The following is a 17,247-nucleotide window of genomic DNA, read 5'->3' on the forward strand; positions in this document are numbered from 1 at the left end:
CTTCCTTTGCTGCGATGCTTAATGATCCAGTTCCGCCAGATGGTTGAATTCCCGGATTTCCTCCATGGAAAGAAAGTGCGGGTTGGTGGCGGAGTTGTAGGCAAAACCTTCCTCCACGGGTTTGCCTTCCTCCCGCAGGAGATTCACGTCAAACATGTTGTTCCGGTTGCAGAAGATGATGGTGGGCTTGATGACATAGTGGTCGTGGAATTCCAGGGTAAGGTGGGAATCGTCCGCAGGGCACATGGTCTCATGGAGCTTTTCTCCGGGACGGATGCCGGTGACCCGCTGTTCCAGATCCGGGGCCATGGCTTCTGCGAGATCCGTGATGCGCACGGAGGGGATTTTGGGCACAAAGATTTCCCCGCCCCGCATACGTTCAAAGTTTTTCAAAACAAAATCAACACCCTGTTGCAGGGTGATCCAGAAGCGGGTCATGCGGGGATCGGTGATGGGAAGGTAATTGCTTCCTTCCGCAATGAGTTTTCTAAAATAGGGTACCACGGATCCTCTGGAGCCGACCACGTTGCCGTAGCGCACCACGGAAAAGGTGGTTTTATGACCTCCCGCCATATTGTTGGCGGCCACAAAGAGCTTGTCCGAGGCCAGTTTGGTGGCTCCGTAGAGATTGATGGGGTTGGCGGCCTTGTCCGTGGACAGGGCGATCACCTTGGCGACATTGTTGGCGAAGGCCGCTTCAATGACATTCTGGGCACCGTTGATATTGGTCTTGATGCACTCCATGGGGTTGTATTCCGCAGCAGGCACCTGCTTGAGGGCTGCGGCGTGAATCACAATATCCACACCGCGCATGGCGATGGTGAGGCGCTCCTTGTCCCGCACGTCACCAATGAAGTAGCGCATGCAGGGATCATCAAACTCCTGATTCATCTCATATTGTTTGAGTTCGTCTCTCGAATAGATGGCAATGCGGCTGGGCTGGTAACGGGAAAGAAGGGTTTTGGTGTATTGTTTTCCAAAGGATCCTGTACCGCCTGTGATGAGAATGGATTTTTGATCGAACATGGCTGCCCTCCCTGGTGAGTGGTTGACGGGTTTTTATGCAAAACAGGGGCCGTGGTGGCCTTTCGGGCAAAAAAAGTCGTCGGGAAACGGGTTTTGGAGTCTTTGGGTAAGCATGGCCGATTTTATACCCTGCTTTTTATCAGCACTTTTTTCATGAGATCCAGATAGGCAGGCAGCCTCTCATAAATCACCCTGAACTGCTCTTCGTTATAGATATGACTCAGGCGGTTTCTGTCGTTGATCATTTCAAGGAGGTTTTCGTACTGAATTTCATCGGTGCAGCCTGTCTGATAGAGCAGTTTCATGGTCATTTTGGGGGACAGGGCTTCAATACCATGGATATCGTACAGGAATTTTTTGCCCGTTTTCCAGAAAAGCTCTGTGCAGACCTCAAATTTTTGTATCTGTCCGCTTTTGAGGGTGTCCTGCTCAATGGGGCTGAATGGCCCAAGGGAGATGGCCAGTGCTTTTTCAAAGGAGGCCATGGCCTGTTCCAGTTTCAGGCGTTTTTGTTCATATTTTCCGGAAGATTCCATATCAGGATCTCTTTCATGGCCTGGGTCTTGAAGTCGGTGTCCGTGCGGGTAAAGTCCACAAGATCCACTTCAAGGGGAACAATGGATTCCTCAATGGCATTGCGGATGTCATGGAGGAGAGAAACGGGCAGTTTTTCCTGGGAAAGAAAGCCGATATCCGCATCGGCCCGGCTGCCGTGTCTGCCGGAAACCCTGGAGCCAAAGAGAAAAACCATGACCTTGTCACGGTCGATCCTGGAAAGGATGAGGTTTTTCAAAAGGCCCATATATCTTTCCTGATGCAGGGAAGCGGATGAGGAAAAGGGGATTTCCGGGCTTTGGGTATTTCTGGTGGTACTGTTTTTTGAAGAGCTGTTCCATGGGGCTTTCTTCGGCACTGTTTTCAATTCCCTTGAATTCAAAGATATATACGGTATTTCCGTAAAAGACGCTCATATCCATGCGGCCCGGATCTGTGGCATCTTCGATCCTCACCTCAAAGTCTGAAGCGGCAACGTAGCCGTAAAAAATGCTGGCATAGTAACCTTCATAGCCTGCCACCCGTGATGATTTCCTGATCTTCTGTGCGGATGCGGCAGCCTTTTACATCCCGCACCCCACAGAGCACAATGCTGTGGCGGTACTGCTGTTTTTTTGTTCCTGGTGTATGGGAACGTGGCCCTGATGAAGCGGTTTTGTCTGCAGACTATGTGATAAGCCTTGTCAGCAGATCCACAATCCAGTCCTGTTCTTTCTCTTGCAGTCCCGGAAAGAGAGGCAGGGTGATGGCTTCCTTATAATAACGCTCTGCCTCAGGAAACTGGCCCGGATAAAAGCCCAGCGTTTGATAGTAGGGCTGGGTATGCACGGGGATATAATGAAGATTCACCCCGATGCCTTCTTTCCTCAAGGCCTCAAAAACCGTTTTGTGGTTGTGGGATATGTTATCGGTATGCAGCCGGATACTGTAAAGATGCCATGCGGATTCGGCATCCGGATGCTGGAAGGGCAGGGTGAGGGGAAGGTTTTTGAGGAGCGTGTCGTAACGTTTGCTGAGAAAGCGCCGTCTTGCCACAAAGTCCTTGAGTCTGTCCATCTGGCGGATCCCTAAGGCTGCCTGAAGCTCTGTCATACGGTAGTTGAAGCCCAGGGCGATCTGCTGATAATACCAGGGGCCGTCCGGAGGATGGGTCATGCGGTTTTCATCCCGTGTAATGCCGTGGCTGCGCAGGAGGGCCATTTTTTCCGCCAGTGTCTCCTGATTCGTGAGGGCCATGCCACCTTCCGCAGTTGTGATGATTTTCACGGGATGGAAGCTGAACACCGTAATGTCGCTGTACCGGCAGTTGCCTACGGTTTCCCTTTTGTAGGAGGCCCCGATGGCGTGGGAGGCGTCTTCAATGATGAAAAAGCCGTATTGTCTGGAAAGGCTGTGGAGGGCTTCCATGTCGCAGGGCTGGCCGCAGAGGTGGACAGGGATCACAATCTTTGGGAGGTTTTTGTCCTTTGCCGCCTGTTTCAGCTTGATCTCCAGGGCCTTGGGGCAGAGGTTCCAGGTTTTGGGATCAATGTCCACAAAATCAACGGCAGCACCGCAATACAGGGCGCAGTTGGCCGAGGCCACAAAGGTGATGGGGCTGGTCCAGAGCCGGTCTCCGGGGCCAAGTCCCAGCGCAAGGCAGGCCAGATGAAGAGCCGATGTGGCACTGTTTGCGGCAATGGCATGGTCTGCACCGCAGAAGGCAGCCATTTTTTTTTCAAATTCAGGAATTTTTGGACCCTGGGTCAGAAAGTCCGATGTGAGAACATCCACCACAGCCTGTATGTCTTTTTCGTTGATATCCTGTTTTCCATAGGGAATGGGAGTGGGGGGCAGCGATGTCATGATCTTTCCTAAAAGGGGGCGTGAAGGAGGTTTGGATTTTTATTGCTGTTCAGGGTGCATGAAAAAACAGGGGGGGACAAGGATTTTTTTTATGCGGGCAGCGTGAGCGGAAGCTTGCGTATGGGAGAAAGATTTGGCAGGAGCCTCTGCCCATTCAGGGTGGGCTGTCTTTTTTTTGCAGGGGCATGGCTGGCCTTTGGGCTTTAAACCGCGTAAAAAGCGAAAGATAAAACGATCCTTCCGGCAAGGTGGTTGTTCTGGGCCGGGGATACCCGAAGCCGTACATGGGAAAGGAGAAACGTGAAAATTGTCATCGTCGGTGCGGGTGAGGTGGGCTACCATGTGGCGCGTCGCCTGGCCCTTGAATATAAAGATGTGGTGGTGGTGGACAAGGATGCCGCGGCTTTGCGCCGGGTGTCGGATACCCTGGATGTGCAGGTGGTGAAGGGGCAGGGCAGCTCTCCTCTGGTGCTGGAGGAGGCCGGTATACGGGAGGCGGAGATTCTGCTGGCCGTGACCGACTCCGATGAGGTGAATCTTGTGGCCTGTCTTGTGGCGGATATGCTGTCTCCCAGTACCCGCAAGCTGGTGCGTATCCGGAACGGAGATTTTGAAGGCTGCCATCCCCTCTTGCGGGAAAGAGCGCCCCATATCGAAAGTGTGATCAATCCGGAAATTGAGGCGGTTCGCACCATTGAGCGCCTGATTCGGGTGCCGGGGGCCGTGGAAGCCGGAGAGCTTGTGGGCGGGCTGGTGCAGTTTGTGGGACTCCGGCTGGATGCAGGATCCCCCATGGACGGGGTACAGCTTCCGGATCTGCCGAAATATCTGGGGAGTGCCCGAACCCTGGTGGCTGCGGTGCTGCGGGATGAGAAACTGATTATCCCAACAGGCCGGGACTGTCTCCAGGCAGGGGATCTGATCTATCTGGTCAGTGAAAAAAAACACCTTCTGGATGTCCTTGCCGCCTTTGGAAAAATAAGGAAGCCTGTACGCCGGGTATTGATTGTGGGCGGAGGGCGTCTGGGGTACCGTCTGGCAGCCTCTCTCGAAAAACAGCAGTATCAGGTGAAGATTGTGGAGCAGAGGGCGGAGCGTTGCCGGGAGCTGGCGGCAGTTCTCGATAAAAGCATTATTCTTCACGGAGATGGTTCGGATCAGGCTCTGCTGGCAGAAGAAGATATCCGGGGTATGGATGTGCTGGTAACGCTTACCGGTGATGAGCAGACCAATATTCTTGTTTCCCTCCTGGCCCGGAAAATGGGTGTGGATACGGCAATCACACGGCTGACGCGGTTTTCCTATTTTCCCCTCATGTCCACCATCGGCATCCATCAGATTGTCAGCCCCAGACTGTCGGCCATTGATTCTATTCTGCAGCATATCCGGAGGGGTAAGGTGCTGGCGGCCATGTCCATTCAGGGGGATCAGGCTGAGGTTCTGGAGGTAGTGGCCCTGCCTACATCGGACATTGTTGGAAAACCCCTGCGGAACCTTGCTTTTCCCAAGGGAGCTTTGGTTATCAGTATTATCCGGGGCAGTGCAATTGTGATTCCTTCCGGGGATTCAGTCATTGAACCCGAAGACAGGGTGGTTATTTTTGCCAAAAGAAAAGCCGTTTCCAAGGTGGAAAAAGCCCTTACCGTCAAGCTGGAGTATTTTTAAATGAATGGACGCATGATTGGGCAGGTGGTGGGGATTCTGATGTTTGCAACGGGAGTCTCCATGGTTTTTCCCTTGGCCTGTTCTCTTTGGTATGGAGATGGCAGCAGCAGGGCCTTTTTGTTCTCCATGATGCTTTCCTGCCTTTCCGGAGGTCTCCTGTACGTTTTTTTACGCGGTTCCATGGGCGAGATTCTTTCCCAGAGGGAAGGGATGAGTATTGTGGCCGCAGGCTGGATTTCTGTTTCTTTCTGCGGCAGCCTGCCTTTTTTTTTCTCGGGCATGGTGCCGGGGGTGACCAACTGTTTTTTTGAGTCGGTTTCCGGCTTTACCACAACAGGAGCCTCCATACTGGAAGACATTGAATCCCTGCCCCGGGGGCTTTTATTCTGGCGCAGTCAGATTCAGTGGATCGGCGGTATGGGGATTGTTCTGTTCTCCATCGCCATTCTGCCCTTTATCGGGGTGGGCGGGATGCAGATGTACAAAGCGGAGGTGCCCAGTCCTGTACCGGACAAATTGAAGCCCCGTATCCAGGAAACGGCGAGAGTTCTCTGGAAGGTCTACCTGCTTTTTTCCGTGCTGCTTTTTCTGCTGTTGCTGGTCGGGGGGATGGATGTGTTTGACAGCCTCTGTCACACCTTCACCACCATGCCTACGGGGGGCTTTTCCACAAAAAATCTTTCCATTGCCCACTATGACAGCCTCTATATTGAGGGGGTTCTTATGGTTTTCATGGTGCTGGCAGGGATCAACTTTTCCCTTCATTTCCGCATGTTGAAAGGGGATGGGCTGTGTTTCTGGCGGGACAGCGAATGCCGTTTTTTTATTCTGTTGCTGGTGGGGCTTATCCTCTTTGTCTCTTTTGGGTTGTGGGGGCCGGTTTATGCCACCCTGGGAGAGAGTCTGCGGTACGGAGCCTTTCAGGTGATTTCCATTGTCACCACAACGGGTTTTGCCACGGCGGATTATGAACTGTGGGTGCCGGCTGCCCAGCTTGTGATTCTTCTGGGCATGTTCATCGGGGCCTGTGCGGGATCCACATCCGGGGGGATCAAGCTGGTGCGTTTCATGGTTTGTGCCCGGTATTGCCACAATGAGCTTTTTACCCTGGTGCATCCGAGGGGGGTGAGGGAGGTGAAGCTCGGAGGGCGTGTGGTTCCTGAAGGGGTGATTCATGGCATTCTGGGGTTTATGGCGCTTTATCTGGGTATTTTTACGGCAGGCTCCCTGCTTCTTGCCATGCTGGGGATGGATGCCGTGACTTCCGTGAGTGCGGTGGCATCGGCTCTGGGCAATGTGGGGCCAGGATTCGGAACCGTTGGGCCTACGGAAAATTATGCGGGAATCTCCTCTGTGGGAAAGTGGGTGCTTTCCTGGCTGATGCTGGCCGGTCGATTGGAAATTTATACCCTGATTATTTTTCTGGTGCCGGAATTCTGGCGGAAGTAGGGGAAAGAGAGATTTTTTGTCCTTTTTTTGGGGGAAAATCCGGCAGGAAGTTGGGAATGACCCCGTTTTTTTGAGGTTGCAGACCCGGTTTTTGGGAAGGAAGGCACAGATCCGACGGCATAAAAAACGGAATCTGGAGCAGGATGCTGGAGGGACTCTTTGGATAATTTGATGAATAACAGGGGTTTGTGTTTTTATCTGTGCTTTGGTCTGACGTGGGAATAAAAAAAATGAAGAATCTGATTTTTTTATGTTGACACAAGGGGGCATCACGGGTAGATAAGCACTCGTTTTTGACGGTTACATGGGTCGTTAACTCAGCCGGTAGAGTATCTGCCTTTTAAGCAGAGAGTCGTTGGTTCGAATCCAACACGACCCACCACCCAATAAGTCCCCATCGTCTAGCCCGGTCCAGGACACCGGCCTTTCACGCCGGCGACAGGGGTTCGAATCCCCTTGGGGACGCCATTAAAAAGAAAAAGGGGTTACCCATCCGGGTGACCCTTTTTTTGTTTGCCTGAAGGAAACTGTCTTTTCAGATCCATGTCATCAGAAAATAAGGAAAGAATGCCATGAAAGCAGTGGTTGCCCTTGTGGGACGGCCCAACGTTGGAAAATCCACCCTCTTTAACCGCATGACCCGAACCCGGGATGCCATTGTGGATGATATGCCGGGGGTTACACGGGATCGCCATTTCGGTGAGGCCCGCTGGGATGACAAGGCCTTTGTCCTTGTGGATACGGGCGGCTTTATTTCCAATGATACGGATGCCTTTGCCGCACACATCCGTGAGCAGGTACTGCTGGCCCTGGAGGGGGCTGATCATGTGGTGCTGGTACTGGATGGCAAAAGTGGTATTTCTTACTATGACCGGGATCTTGTGGGGCTTTTGCGGGAAAAGGGTAAAAAATTTTTCTGTGTGGTAAACAAGATTGACGGAGAGCGTCATGAGCTGGCTCTTCATGATTTCTACGCCCTGGGTATTGATGAACCCTTTCCCTTGTCCGCAGAGCATGGTTATGGGTTTTCAGATTTTATGGATGCGTTGACCGAAGAAATGCTCCCCATGGAGCAGGAATCTTCTGACGGTCGTCCCGAAGGCCCAATTAAGGTGGCCGTGGTGGGCAGGCCCAATGCGGGGAAATCTTCCCTGATCAACCGGCTTCTGGGCGAAGATCGTATGGTGGTCAGTGAGGTGGCGGGTACCACACGGGATGCGGTGGATTCTTTGGTGAGCTTTGGAGGGAAGTCCTACCTCTTTATTGATACCGCAGGAATCCGCCGCAAGGGCAAGGTTACGGAGCGCATTGAAAAATTTTCTGTGATTCAGGCCTTGAAGGCCCTGGAACGCTGCGATGTGGCCCTGATTCTCTTTGATGCCTCCGAAGGCATTACGGATCAGGATGTTCGGGTGGCGGGTTATGCTTCGGATCGGGGCTGTGGCTGTATTTTTATCTGCAACAAATGGGATCTGCTGCCCCAGGAAGAAAAGGACGTAAAGCGGGTCAAGGAGGCCATTTCTATGGAGGCCAAGTTTTTGGCCTTTGCCCCTGTACTGACCATTTCCGCCCTGACCGGACTTCGGGTGAACAAAATTTTCCCCACCGTGGATGCGGTTTATGAGCAGTATGTGAGTCAGACGGGTACCAGCCATCTGAACCGTATCATTGAAGAGGCTACAGCCCGCACGGAGCCTTCCCTGCACAATGGCAAGCGGATTAAATTCTATTTTGCTTCCCAGATCCGAACCGCACCACCGCGTTTTTCCCTGGTGACCAATTATCCCGATGCCGTCCACTTTTCCTACAGGCGTTACCTGGTGAACCAGATTCGGGAGGCCCTGGGCCTGGATCTCACGCCCATTCGCCTGGAATTCAAGGCGCGCAGCGGACGCACGGATTACAGCGAGAAAAAGAGCAGGCCTTCGCCTGAACTTTTGCGAAAACTTCAGGCCCAGAGCCGTCAACGTAAGCGCAGAAACCGCTAGGCCGGATCATGGACGATCTTTTTGGCGCATCTGAGTCTTCAGAAAAACCCCTGGCGGAGCGGATGCGTCCGGAATCCCTGGATGCGGTGGCCGGTCAGGAGCACCTTCTTGGGGAAGGTTCCCTTCTCTGTCAGGCGGTGCGGGAGGATCGTCTTTTCTCCATGATCCTCTGGGGACCGCCGGGCTGTGGCAAAACGTCCCTGGCAAGAATCCTTGCCCGGGAAACCCGCAAGCATTTTGTGCAGATTTCGGCGGTGTTTTCCGGTGTGCAGGAAGTGCGCAGAATTATTGAGGAGGCCCGGAATCGGCGTCGTGTGCAGCGTCGGGGTACCCTCCTTTTTGTGGATGAGATTCATCGTTTCAACAAGGCACAGCAGGATGCTTTTTTGCAGCATGTGGAAGAGGGGCTGATTACCCTCATCGGGGCCACCACGGAAAATCCTTCTTTTGAGGTGATTCCCGCTCTGCTTTCACGCTGCCGTGTGCTGGTGCTGCATCCTGTATCCGAATCCGCCTGTATTCAGGTACTGGAAAGGGCTCTCCGGGACAGGGATCGGGGGCTTGGTCATCTGGGAGTTACCGCTTCTGAATCCGAGTTGCGGCTGCTGGCCCAGATGGCCGATGGGGATCTTCGGACGGCCCTGTCCGGTCTTGAGATGGCGGTTTTTCACTGTCTTGGTGCAGGAGAGCGTCTGGACGTCCGGCATCTTCAGAAAGAGGATGTCGCTGCTGTGTTCGGGGATCGGGTGCTGCGTCACGACAAGGCCGGGGATTCGCATTTCAACCTGATTTCCGCCTTTCACAAGAGCATGCGGGGCAGCGACGCTGATGGGGCGCTTTACTGGCTTTTCCGTATGCTGGAGGCGGGGGAAAATCCCCTTTATCTTGCCCGAAGGATGGTGCGGTTTGCTTCGGAAGATGTGGGCATGGCCGATCCCGGTGCGCTGGCCATGGCCCTTTCCGCCATGGAAGCCTACCGGTTTCTTGGATCTCCGGAAGGGGAGGGCGCCCTTGCCCAGGCAGCGGTCTATCTGGCCACAGCACCCAAGAGCAATGCGGTGTATCTGGCCCACAAGACCGTTGTGGCGCGGATCCGGGAAACGGGTGCGCCTCCCGTTCCCCTGCATATCCGCAATGCCCCCACAAAGCTTATGAAAACTCTGGGATATGGCCGGGAATACCGCTATGCCCATGATTACAAGGATGCCTATGTTCCCCAGGACTATCTTCCGGAAGCCCTGAAGGAAGACCGGTATTATCAGCCTTCGGATCGGGGCTATGAGAAACTGGTGGCCCAGCGCATGGATCTCTGGCGTCGAATTCGTGAGGATGAGCGGAAAAAAAATCAGTCATGACCTTCCCATGAAAAGGTGACTCTTCCCGTTTCCCTGCCTTCTTTGTCCCAGCTCACCTCTGTAAAACAAACGTTTCCGTTTCGGTGTACCTTTAACACTGTGCTGCTCCGGGTGCCGTAAATGGGGCTTGTAATGAAAAGGGGCGCCAGGATGCGTTCCCACTCAAGGCCCATACCCGTGTCCGGAAGAGCTGTGTCTGCTGGCAGTTCCCGGTCTTGCAGGATGGTGAGCAGGGTGTTGTCTTCCGGGTCTGTGGCCATGGCCCTTTCCAGCAGTGCCCGTCCTCTGGTCACCTTGGGCCAGGGCGTATTGAGCAGATGATTGGAAAGTCCATGGACTCCTGGTTCGATACGGTAAGGGGCTTTTGTCTGGTTGCCGTAATAGTAGAGGGTATCCGGGGTGCCGCAGATCAGGTTAAAGCCATTGTAGAAAGCGCCTTTTTTCTGGAGTGTCTGTAAAAAATCTGCATCAGGGGTGTAGCTTTTGAGGTAATCGGCCACAAGGTGTCCCCGGGAGGGGGGGCTGTCTTTTTTCAGGGAGGGATTCCGGTAATTGGTAAGGGCGGCAATGCGGTGGTTTTTTTTATGGATGCCCATCCATGTTCCGCCTTCCTGAAGATCCTTTCCCCCGAGAATGTGGGGGGCGTCTTGCCAGAAAGCTGCCGACTGTGTGGGTCTGTGGTGAAATTCATCTCTGTTGGCAGCGATGACGAGGGGCCAGTCCCGGTGATGCTGCACTGCAAATAAAATAAGGCACATAAGGGTGACTTTCCTTTCATCGGGCAGGGGTTGTTACCCTGCTGGCTGTTTCATGTTTTAGCTGCAACGCCGTTTTGTTTTCTGGTTTCCCGTTCATCTGTGTATTGACTTTCCCGGCATCTCCGGTTAGCGTCGGAGAATTCGGGGAAAACCCATCTACTATAGTGCGGGGGCACTTGGCATCGCAAGGAGGATAAAGACATGAAGGAAGTTGTTATTGTCAGCGGATCCCGGACAGCCGTAGGTGCTTTTGGTGGTGTGTTCAAGGATGTTTCCGGTGTAGATCTCGGGGCTACGGTTATGAAGGACGTCTTGAAAAAGGCGGGTCTGCGGCCCCAGCCCAATGCAGAAATGGAAGCCATCTATCCGGACAAGCTTAAGGGCCAGGGACGGATTGACCTTGAAGCCGGTGGTTATGACTATGATGACAGTCTTGTGCCCATTACCCTGGATGAAGTGATCATGGGGAACGTGCTGCAGGCCGGTCAGGGGCAGAATCCGGCCCGTCAGGCCATGATCCGTGCCGGTATCTCCAAGGAGACGCCTGCTTTTTCCGTGAATAAAGTCTGTGGCTCCGGCCTGAAAGCCATTGCCCTGGGTGCCCAGGCCATTATGGCGGGGGATGCGGAAGTGATTCTGGCCGGTGGTCAGGAAAGCATGAGCAACACCCCCATGGCCCTTCTCAAGGCCCGCTGGGGACACCGCATGGAACTGACCGGCGTGGGGCCTGTACATGATCTTGTTGTGTATGATGGTCTCTATGAGATCTTTTATGGCTATCATATGGGGATCACGGCAGAAAATATTGTGGGGAAATATGGTATTTCCCGTGAGGATCAGGACAAGGTTGCCGTTCTCAGTCATGCGCGTGCCATGGAAGCAATCCGCAGCGGTGTTTTCAAACCGGAAATTGCGCCTGTGGTGCTGAAGGGCCGCAAGGGCGATACGGTGATTGATACGGATGAGCGGCCCATGGAAACCTCCATGGAAAAAATGGCCAAGATGAAGCCTGCTTTCAAAAAGGATGGTTCCGTGACGGCGGGTAACGCTTCCGGTATCAACGATGGTGCGGCTGCCGTTCTCATGATGAGCGCGGAAAAGGCCAAGGCTATGGGGCTGAAGCCCATTGTTAAGATCAAGGGATTTGCTTCTGGTGCCATGGATCCTGCCTATATGGGCCTTGGGCCCGTTCCTGCCATTCGCAAGCTTCTGGGACGTACGGGAATGCAGATAGGCGATATCGACATGATCGAGTTGAATGAAGCCTTTGCCGGTCAGGCCATTGGCTGCATGATTGAGCTTGGGATTGCCTATGAAAAACCCAATGAACTGGGTTCCGGCATTTCCATTGGGCATCCCATTGGGGCCACAGGTGCACGGCAGATGGTTACGGGCATGTATCAGATGCAGCGTAAGGGATATGGTACGGGCATTGTATCCATGTGTATTGGTGGCGGTATGGGCATGGCCATGATCGTGGAGCAGGCAGGCTGATTTTCCTGCATGATTGTGTTTCGCAGGGAGGGGCAGGGCATGTCCGGCCCATGGTAAGCTGCTGAACACGCTGCAAGCTGTTTTTTTGGGGGTCGTATCCGCATTTCGATGTGGATGCGATCCTTTTTTTATGGGGTTCTGTTATGAGCAGGGCTTTTTGAGGTCTGGGATGAAAAAAGGTCGCGGGCTTTGTTCAGGGATGGTATAGTGGCGCGTTTAACGCCGCTTCTTTTCTGTGGGGGCTGAATTCGGAAAGACCTGAAGCCCAGGGGGGCGGATTTTTAAACACTGGAAAAAACGGAACTCTGCCGATGCAGAGGGTCAGGAAAATTGAAAAGAATCCATAAAGAGGGAGTCCCTTTTACCTGGTTCTTGTAGGAGGGTTCCCGGCGGAAAACAGGATGTGTCCATGATCGATACAGAGTTGCGTGGGGAAATCAGCATTGAACGCGAGATGCGGCAGTCCTATCTTGAATACGCCATGAGCGTGATCATTGGCCGCGCCCTGCCGGATGTGCGGGACGGTCTCAAGCCTGTGCACCGGCGTGTACTCTTTGCCATGCGGGAACTCAAGAATGACTGGAATCGTCCCTATAAAAAATCTGCCCGTATTGTGGGCGATGTAATTGGTAAGTACCATCCCCATGGGGATGCAGCGGTTTATGATACCATTGTGCGCATGGCCCAGGGATTTTCCATGCGCTATACCCTGGTGGACGGTCAGGGAAACTTCGGCTCCATTGACGGTGATGCACCGGCGGCCATGCGTTATACGGAAATCCGGATGCAGCGTCTGGCCCATGAAATGCTGGCGGATCTTGACAAGGATACCGTTGATTTCATTCCCAACTATGATGATTCTCTCGAAGAACCCCTGGTACTGCCCTCCCGTTTTCCGGCCCTCCTGGTAAACGGTTCCTCAGGCATTGCGGTAGGGATGGCCACCAATATTCCGCCTCACAACTTAAGGGAAGTGGCCGATGCCCTTATTGCGGTGATTGAGGATCCGGATATTGATACGGGGGATCTTCTGGCCATTCTTCCTGGCCCGGACTTTCCCACAGGCGGCATCATCTATGGCAAATCCGGGATTGTGGAGGCCTACCGGACAGGTCGCGGGATTATCCGCGTCCGCGCCCTCATGGATCTGGAAACCGATCCCAAGACCGGTGCGGAAACTCTGGTTGTGCGGGAACTGCCCTATCAGGTGAACAAGGCCAGGCTGGTGGAAAAAATTGCGGAACTGGTGCGGGACAAGCAGCTTGAAGGTGTGCGCTATGTCCGGGATGAATCTGACAGGGACGGTATGCGTATCGCCATTGGTCTCAAAAAAGAAGCCATGCACGAGGTGGTGACCAATCTGCTTTTCAAACATACCCAGCTTCAGAACAGTTTCGGGATCATCTTTCTTGCCGTGGTGAACAACCGGCCTGAACTGCTGACCCTGAAGGAAATGCTGGTTCATTTCATTCGTCACCGAAAAGAAGTGATTATTCGCCGTACCCGTCATGATCTGAAAAAAGCGGAAGCCCGCGCCCATATCCTTGAAGGTCTTAAAACTGCCCTTGACCACATTGACGAAGTGGTGGCCCTGATCCGTAAGTCCTCTTCTCCTGCGGAAGCCAAGGATGGCCTTATGAGCCGTTTTGGATTTTCTGCTCTACAGGCCCAGGCCATTCTGGACATGCGGTTGCAGCGGCTTACGGGTCTGGAGCGGGATCGTATTCTGGAAGAGTATGCCGCAGTGATGAAGGATATTGCCTGGTTCAAGGATATTCTCGGCAGTGAGTCCATTGTCATGGATCTGATCAAGCAGGAGCTGGTTTCCCTCAAGGAAGAATTCGGGGACAGCCGTCGGACGGAAATTGTGGAAGCCACCCGTGAGATCGGCATGGAAGATCTCATTGTGGAAGAGGACATGGTGGTTACCCTCACCCGTACGGGATATATCAAGCGCAATCCCATAACCCTCTACCAGAGTCAGCGCAGGGGCGGACGGGGAAAGACTGCCATGACCACCCGGGAAGAGGATTTTGTGACACGGCTTTTTGTCGCATCCACCCACCATACCTTTCTTTTTTTCACCAACCTGGGAAAGGTCTACTGGTCCAAGGTCTGGGAACTTCCCCAGGGGGGCAGAACCAGCAAGGGAAAGGCCATTGTCAATTTCTTGAACATGGAGCCTGAAGAGCGTCTGAGCACGGTGCTGGCGGTTCCGGATTTCGAAGAAAACCGTTTTATCCTCATGGCTACCCGTCAGGGCCTGGTGAAAAAGACCGACCTCATGGCCTATTCCAGACCCCGCGCAGGGGGGATTATCGCCATTGATCTGGTGGAAGGCGATGCCCTCATTGCCGCACGGATCACCGACGGTTCCCAGGATGTCTTTCTGAGTTCGGCCCAGGGGCAGACCATCCGTTTCCCCGAATCCGATGTACGGCCCATGGGGCGGGTATCCCGTGGAGTACGGGGGCTGCGTATGGATGAAGACGACTATATTGTGGGGATGGAGGTGACGGGCCAGGGAAACACCCTCTTCACGGCCACGGAAAACGGATATGGCAAGCGAACGGACATTGAGGCTTTTCCCTTGCAGCGCAGGGGCGGCAAGGGGGTTATTGGTATCCGCACCGATGGGCGTAACGGCAAGGTGGTGGCCATGGTGCTGACGGAGGACAGTGATGATGTCATGCTGGTTTCCGACAAGGGACGTCTCATTCGCATGTCCGCATGTGGCATTTCCGTTATTGGCAGAGCCACCCAGGGGGTTCGTCTGATCCAGCTGGAAGAGGGAGAGCGGCTCATTGATGCTGCCCGTCTGGATGAAGATGCCAGGGAAGAAAATGGCAATGGCGAGGATGGCGGAGAAGATACCCGGGGTGTATGTGAGGCCGGGGATCTTGAAGGGATTTGAGGATCTGGAATAGACCGGTCTTTCCGCTTTGGCCTTTCTGGCCGGGCGGGAAGCAGAAAACAGGGTTTTAGGGGTGGATGTATGCCACATCGGGAAATAGCGGCATTTCAGATTGGTGTTCTGGGAGCGGGAAGCTGGGGGACAGCTCTGGCCATGCTGCTTGCGGATAAAGGATATCCTGTAACGCTCTGGGCCTACGAGCCTGAAGTGGCACGGGAGATAACGGAATATCGGGAAAACAGAACCTATCTTCAGGGGATTGCACTGCCGGATACCCTGATGGCGACGACGGATATTGAGGCGGCTGTGCGGGACAAGGAGATGGTGCTCTTTGTGGTACCCTCCCATGTGATGCGGGAGACGGCACGGAGGGTGGCAGCGTGTCTTTCGGAAAAGACCCTTCTTGTGACGGCCTCCAAGGGCATTGAAAATGTGACCCATAAAACCATGACGGGGATTTTACAGGAAGAAATTCTCCATATTCCGGAAGAGCGCATGACCGTTCTGTCTGGGCCGAGTTTTGCACGGGAGGTGGGGGAGCGGCGTCCCACAGTGGTTACCGTGGCGGCACGAAGCCCGCAGATTGCCCGGCAGGTGCAGGAGGTGTTTGCCAGCCCCATTTTCCGGGTCTACAGTACGGAGGATGTCATGGGGGTGGAGGTGGGCGGTGCCATGAAAAATGTCATCGCCATTGCCGCAGGCGTGGTGGATGGCATGGGACTGGGGTTGAATACCCGTGCAGCCCTCATCACCCGGGGCCTTGCGGAAATCCGGCGTCTTGGTGTGGCCATGGGAGCCAATCCCCATACCTTTTCCGGTCTTTCCGGAGTGGGGGATCTCATGCTGACCTGCACGGGTTCCTTGAGCCGGAACCATACCGTAGGCCAGCTCATCGGTGAGGGGAAAAGCCTGGATCTTATTTTAAAGGAGATGCGCATGGTGGCAGAAGGCGTCAAATCCGCCCGTTCCGTGTACAATCTTTCGGCAAAACTTGGCGTGGAGCTTCCCATCTGCAATGAGGTCTACCGTGTACTGTATGAGAACAGTTCTCCTCAGGATGCGGTGGACCGGCTGATGAACCGAACCCTGAAACAGGAATTCGATGAACTTGTCTGAGTCTTGATTTCCGGGAGGAAAGGGGCATGGATGAAAAATCCACGCAGGAGGGGCATCGCAGGCGACTGCGTCAGCGTTTCCGGGAGTCTGGTCTGGAAGGGTTTCAGGATCATGAAGTTCTGGAGTTGCTGCTGACCCTGGGGACACCCCGGAAGGATTGCAAGGCTCTTGCCTGGGAGCTGCTGAAGCGTTTTAAGACCCTGCCGGGTGTCTTTGAGGCGGGTTTTGGAGAACTCTGTGAAATCAAGGGGGTGGGGGAAACCAATGCCATCCCCATCCGACTGGTCAAAGCCGCTGCGGATCGTTTTCTGAAGCAGCGTATTGTGGGGCGTGAAATTGTGGGAACCCCCCAGGCCGTGATGGACTATCTCTACCATCGTCTTCGGGAGTGCAGTCGGGAGGCTTTTCTCGTACTGTATCTCGATGTGAAAAACCGTCTGCTTGAGGTGGAGACCCTGTTTGAAGGCAGTCTGTCCGCAAGCCCGGTTTATCCCCGGGAAGTACTGCGTTCGGTTTTAGCCCATCAGGCGGCTTCGGTGATTCTGGTACACAATCACCCCTCCGGAGACACGTCCCCTTCACGGGAGGATTATGCCATTACACGCCGCCTGGTACATGCCCTGGCTCCTGTGAGCGTGACGGTACATGAGCATCTTATTATTGGTCACAATCAGTATTACAGTTTTGCCGAGCAGGGCGTGATGCAAGCTCTGCACCAGGAAATCCGTGAGGCGGAATCCAGGTTTCTTAAAGAGTGGGGGCCGTGATGGGGGAAAAGAAGACACAGCCCTGTTTCGGGGTGCTGGACAGGGTTTTTCCCCTGGGAGCAGAGGGTCTGCGGGAAAGTCCGGTATCCTGCCTTGCCTGTGATGAAAAGACAGCCTGCCTGAGGGCCGCTCTGGAAGGATCTGAGGGCTGGAAAGCTGCGGAAGAAAAGGTGGACAGAGCCTACGCCTCCGGCCATTTGGGGTTTTTCGGACGGTGGTCCAGACGTAAAGCGCTGAGTTTGAAAAAGGTGCAGGACAAATCATAACTGCCTGCTGGAGGGAGGCTGATCCTGGGGCCAGCAGCTACGGAATCTG

General features: G+C 54.0%; 15 protein-coding genes and 2 tRNA genes. 11 read left to right on the forward strand and 6 right to left on the reverse strand.

The features are described from left to right. Window positions 1-18: 18 nt before the first annotated feature. From pseB to pseC, 5 genes are all read right to left on the reverse strand, one after another. Entirely contained in the window at window positions 19-1,026 is a 1,008-nt protein-coding gene (pseB, locus tag BR04_RS07230; protein ID WP_496355334.1) for a UDP-N-acetylglucosamine 4,6-dehydratase (inverting), read from the reverse strand. A gap of 122 nt (window positions 1,027-1,148) precedes the next feature. After that, window positions 1,149-1,562, reverse strand: coding sequence for an HI0074 family nucleotidyltransferase substrate-binding subunit (locus BR04_RS07235; RefSeq protein ID WP_496355335.1), 414 nt, complete (start codon window positions 1,560-1,562; stop codon window positions 1,149-1,151). After that, the gene (locus BR04_RS07240) at window positions 1,526-1,828 is read right to left on the reverse strand and encodes a nucleotidyltransferase domain-containing protein (protein WP_496355336.1); all 303 of its coding nucleotides are present in this window, start codon (window positions 1,826-1,828) and stop codon (window positions 1,526-1,528) included. Before BR04_RS07240 ends, BR04_RS07235 begins: the two co-directional genes overlap by 37 nt. Then, on the reverse strand, window positions 1,785-2,102 hold the full coding sequence (locus BR04_RS07245; protein ID WP_496355337.1) for a PD-(D/E)XK nuclease domain-containing protein: 318 nt from the start codon (window positions 2,100-2,102) through the stop codon (window positions 1,785-1,787). The genes BR04_RS07240 and BR04_RS07245 overlap by 44 nt, the downstream gene beginning before the upstream one ends. Window positions 2,103-2,247: 145 nt before the next feature. Next, window positions 2,248-3,426 (reverse strand): UDP-4-amino-4,6-dideoxy-N-acetyl-beta-L-altrosamine transaminase, encoded by a 1,179-nt coding sequence (gene pseC, locus BR04_RS07250; RefSeq protein WP_496355338.1) that lies wholly within the window; start codon window positions 3,424-3,426, stop codon window positions 2,248-2,250. 252 nt (window positions 3,427-3,678) lie between these two features. On the opposite strand from pseC, the gene trkA reads away from it, so the two are divergent. The 6 genes from trkA to BR04_RS07280 all read left to right on the forward strand — a co-directional run bounded on the left by trkA (window position 3,679) and on the right by BR04_RS07280 (window position 9,883). Next, a complete protein-coding gene (gene trkA, locus BR04_RS07255; RefSeq protein WP_496355339.1) occupies window positions 3,679-5,091 on the forward strand; it encodes a Trk system potassium transporter TrkA in 1,413 nt (470 codons plus the stop codon). Further along, window positions 5,092-6,540, forward strand: a complete 1,449-nt coding sequence (locus BR04_RS07260; protein ID WP_496355340.1) for a TrkH family potassium uptake protein — start codon at window positions 5,092-5,094, stop codon at window positions 6,538-6,540. It begins immediately after the preceding gene. Window positions 6,541-6,846: 306 nt separating this feature from the next. After that, window positions 6,847-6,922, forward strand: a tRNA-Lys gene (locus tag BR04_RS07265). An 8-nt stretch (window positions 6,923-6,930) separates the two neighbouring features. Continuing rightward, a tRNA-Glu gene (locus BR04_RS07270) sits at window positions 6,931-7,008 on the forward strand. Window positions 7,009-7,112: 104 nt separating this feature from the next. Continuing rightward, window positions 7,113-8,528, forward strand: a complete 1,416-nt coding sequence (gene der, locus BR04_RS07275; protein ID WP_496355341.1) for a ribosome biogenesis GTPase Der — start codon at window positions 7,113-7,115, stop codon at window positions 8,526-8,528. Between the two features lie 8 nt (window positions 8,529-8,536). Beyond that, window positions 8,537-9,883 carry a replication-associated recombination protein A gene (locus BR04_RS07280; protein ID WP_496355342.1) on the forward strand — a complete coding sequence of 449 codons (1,347 nt, stop codon included), beginning with the start codon at window positions 8,537-8,539 and terminating at the stop codon, window positions 9,881-9,883. On the opposite strand, the gene BR04_RS07285 is transcribed toward BR04_RS07280, so the two are convergent. Continuing rightward, a complete protein-coding gene (locus BR04_RS07285) occupies window positions 9,874-10,641 on the reverse strand; it encodes an NRDE family protein (RefSeq protein ID WP_496355343.1) in 768 nt (255 codons plus the stop codon). The two genes, BR04_RS07280 and BR04_RS07285, sit on opposite strands and share 10 nt — an antisense overlap. Window positions 10,642-10,842: 201 nt before the next feature. On the opposite strand from BR04_RS07285, the gene BR04_RS07290 reads away from it, so the two are divergent. From BR04_RS07290 to BR04_RS07310, 5 genes are all read left to right on the forward strand, one after another. After that, entirely contained in the window at window positions 10,843-12,135 is a 1,293-nt protein-coding gene (locus tag BR04_RS07290; RefSeq protein ID WP_496355344.1) for a thiolase family protein, read from the forward strand. 409 nt (window positions 12,136-12,544) lie between these two features. Continuing rightward, a complete protein-coding gene (gene gyrA / locus BR04_RS07295; protein ID WP_496355345.1) occupies window positions 12,545-15,049 on the forward strand; it encodes a DNA gyrase subunit A in 2,505 nt (834 codons plus the stop codon). Between the two features lie 81 nt (window positions 15,050-15,130). After that, window positions 15,131-16,165 carry an NAD(P)H-dependent glycerol-3-phosphate dehydrogenase gene (locus tag BR04_RS07300; RefSeq protein WP_496355346.1) on the forward strand — a complete coding sequence of 345 codons (1,035 nt, stop codon included), beginning with the start codon at window positions 15,131-15,133 and terminating at the stop codon, window positions 16,163-16,165. A 26-nt stretch (window positions 16,166-16,191) separates the two neighbouring features. After that, complete coding sequence (radC, locus tag BR04_RS07305) at window positions 16,192-16,932, forward strand: RadC family protein (RefSeq protein WP_496355347.1); 741 nt, start codon at window positions 16,192-16,194, stop codon at window positions 16,930-16,932. Next, window positions 16,932-17,198: a hypothetical protein gene (locus tag BR04_RS07310; RefSeq protein WP_496355348.1), complete on the forward strand. Its 267-nt coding sequence runs from the start codon at window positions 16,932-16,934 to the stop codon at window positions 17,196-17,198. Before radC ends, BR04_RS07310 begins: the two co-directional genes overlap by 1 nt. The last annotated feature ends 49 nt before the right edge of the window (window positions 17,199-17,247 follow it).

The organism is Desulfobotulus sapovorans DSM 2055, from assembly GCF_059569355.1.

Bases quoted from the DNA above. Each gene is read 5' to 3' on its own strand.
- pseC (WP_496355338.1), bottom strand. From the start codon at position 3,426: ATGACATCGCTGCCCCCCACTCCCATTCCCTATGGAAAACAGGATATC.
- pseB (WP_496355334.1), bottom strand. From the start codon at position 1,026: ATGTTCGATCAAAAATCCATTCTCATCACAGGCGGTACAGGATCCTTT.
- der (WP_496355341.1), top strand. From the start codon at position 7,113: ATGAAAGCAGTGGTTGCCCTTGTGGGACGGCCCAACGTTGGAAAATCC.
- BR04_RS07310 (WP_496355348.1), top strand. From the start codon at position 16,932: ATGGGGGAAAAGAAGACACAGCCCTGTTTCGGGGTGCTGGACAGGGTT.
- BR04_RS07260 (WP_496355340.1), top strand. From the start codon at position 5,092: ATGAATGGACGCATGATTGGGCAGGTGGTGGGGATTCTGATGTTTGCA.
- radC (WP_496355347.1), top strand. From the start codon at position 16,192: ATGGATGAAAAATCCACGCAGGAGGGGCATCGCAGGCGACTGCGTCAG.
- BR04_RS07240 (WP_496355336.1), bottom strand. From the start codon at position 1,828: ATGGGCCTTTTGAAAAACCTCATCCTTTCCAGGATCGACCGTGACAAG.
- BR04_RS07290 (WP_496355344.1), top strand. From the start codon at position 10,843: ATGAAGGAAGTTGTTATTGTCAGCGGATCCCGGACAGCCGTAGGTGCT.
- BR04_RS07285 (WP_496355343.1), bottom strand. From the start codon at position 10,641: ATGTGCCTTATTTTATTTGCAGTGCAGCATCACCGGGACTGGCCCCTC.
- BR04_RS07280 (WP_496355342.1), top strand. From the start codon at position 8,537: ATGGACGATCTTTTTGGCGCATCTGAGTCTTCAGAAAAACCCCTGGCG.
- BR04_RS07235 (WP_496355335.1), bottom strand. From the start codon at position 1,562: ATGGAATCTTCCGGAAAATATGAACAAAAACGCCTGAAACTGGAACAG.
- BR04_RS07300 (WP_496355346.1), top strand. From the start codon at position 15,131: ATGCCACATCGGGAAATAGCGGCATTTCAGATTGGTGTTCTGGGAGCG.
- gyrA (WP_496355345.1), top strand. From the start codon at position 12,545: ATGATCGATACAGAGTTGCGTGGGGAAATCAGCATTGAACGCGAGATG.